Origin of the sequence: Candidatus Accumulibacter vicinus, from assembly GCF_000584955.1 — a bacterium.
Classification (GTDB): Bacteria; Pseudomonadota; Gammaproteobacteria; order Burkholderiales; family Rhodocyclaceae; genus Accumulibacter; species Accumulibacter vicinus.
On sequence record NZ_JDSS02000013.1, the window covers coordinates 38,460 to 40,080 of the forward strand.

General features: G+C 60.5%; 1 protein-coding gene and 2 pseudogenes. All 3 read right to left on the reverse strand.

Features of this window, described 5'->3' with window-relative positions; translation table 11 throughout:
• Nucleotides 1-401: pseudogene (locus CAPSK01_RS03470) on the reverse strand (hypothetical protein); the annotation flags it as partial.
• A gap of 265 nt (nucleotides 402-666) precedes the next feature.
• The gene (locus CAPSK01_RS03475) at nucleotides 667-1,110 is read right to left on the reverse strand and encodes a DUF29 domain-containing protein (protein ID WP_034922679.1); all 444 of its coding nucleotides are present in this window, start codon (nucleotides 1,108-1,110) and stop codon (nucleotides 667-669) included.
• A 119-nt stretch (nucleotides 1,111-1,229) separates the two neighbouring features.
• Nucleotides 1,230-1,373: pseudogene (locus CAPSK01_RS21695) on the reverse strand (VapC toxin family PIN domain ribonuclease); the annotation flags it as partial.
• Between the last annotated feature and the right edge of the window lie 248 nt (nucleotides 1,374-1,621).

Consider the following 1,621-nt stretch of genomic DNA (forward strand, 5'->3'; position numbering starts at 1 on the left):
CCCAGCGGGTGCCAGCGCGCCACCCGCGCATCCCACTGCGCCACCAGGGTCGTCTCGCGTACGATCTCCAGGCGCACCGGGCCGAGCGCCAGCAACGGACCGTCAATCGGTGCTTCGTCAATCGCCTCCACCGCTGGCGCGAGGGCGGCCGGACGGACGGGCCGCGCCGCCCGCAAGGGCGGCAGTACCAGCAACCCGGCCGTCTGCAAGCGCTCCAGGAACTCTTGGCAAGCGTGGATCTTCGGTGTTCCCGATAGGGTGAACCAAGCCAGATGTTCGCACAGCGTTGCCGCCAACTCCTGCCGCGGCAATCCCGGCAGCCATGCCACTGTCGCACACAGATCAGCAATCTCCGCGGCGCTGAACTCGCGACCACAGTGCACCCAACTCCTCGTACTCATGACCTCCATCACGGATCCTCCGGCTCAAGCTCAGACCTGTTGTCCTACACTTATCCTGCCAGAAACCCGCGTGCCTGTCTAGCTCCCCTTTGCGAAAGTTATTTTTACCTCTCGCCGCCAAGCCTTGCTACGGCTGGGCTTTGCTGATCATGCGTCAGGACTGTGTACGGTCGAAGAGCGCGTCTGCAGGGTCAAGCGCGTCTGCGGGGTCAAATCTTGCAATCCAGCATGATCGCCGCTACCCCGATCACCCATAGCCCTACCGCTACTCATTCGGTAGCCAGCTTTCATCGAGGACTTCCGTTGCCATCGCCCAAGGGCAATGGCGTGGGAGCTTGTCCATTCCGATTCCCGTCTCGGCACTGGCCAGATCGCAGGCATCGCCCCAGGCATCGGCCCACCAGTCCGGGTCGTTGAGGCAGCCGCGCAGACTCGGTGTCTTGTCCAGGCGACGGACAATTCTCTGTCGCTGACTGCTGATCGTCACTTCCCAGCTTGCACCTCTGCGCTCGGGTTGGTGCTGCCACTTGAGGAGATGGGCCAGGAGGACCGCCATTCGGGTGGCCAACTCGCGCTGTTCGCTCTTCCCCACGTCTTCAATCTCCTCGGCGATATGTTCCCGGTCAAGCAGATCGAAACGCCCGGCACGAATCAGCCGGGCCTGCTCGCTGGCCCAGGCCACCACGTCAGTTTCGTAGTCAGTTCCCACGGCGACCTCCACATCACAAGAAACCAGGAAACACAGCGAGCTCTGCGGTCAAGCCTTGCAATCCAGCAGCCAGCATCCTCCCAGCCGTAAAGCAGCACTGTATCCATCTCAATAACCTGTCCAAGCAGCAGATTACGAAAGGGATGCTGGTTTTTCCAGCGATCAGTGTGAAAATCACGCTCATCGGTACCGACAATACGTCCCTCGCCGCTCTCCTCTGCCAGCAACACCAGCGAGGCATCTGTCAAGTCCATCGGTAAATCATCCTTAGCACCTATCAGTTTCAACGTTGTCTTCGGTGATGTTGATCATACACCTGTTGAGGAGGTGTCGAACGTGGGCTCGGTGCAGGTGTTAGCGAATGAGATCCGTAAAGGAATGGAGGTGGTGATGCCGTGGTTGCGGAAGACGGTACTCAAGAAGTTGCCGTTGGCCGTGGCCGCGATGATCGAAGTGCGTACGCCCAATACCGCCGTTCTGGCGGCGAAGTTGCCGCTGGAAGTGGAGCGCG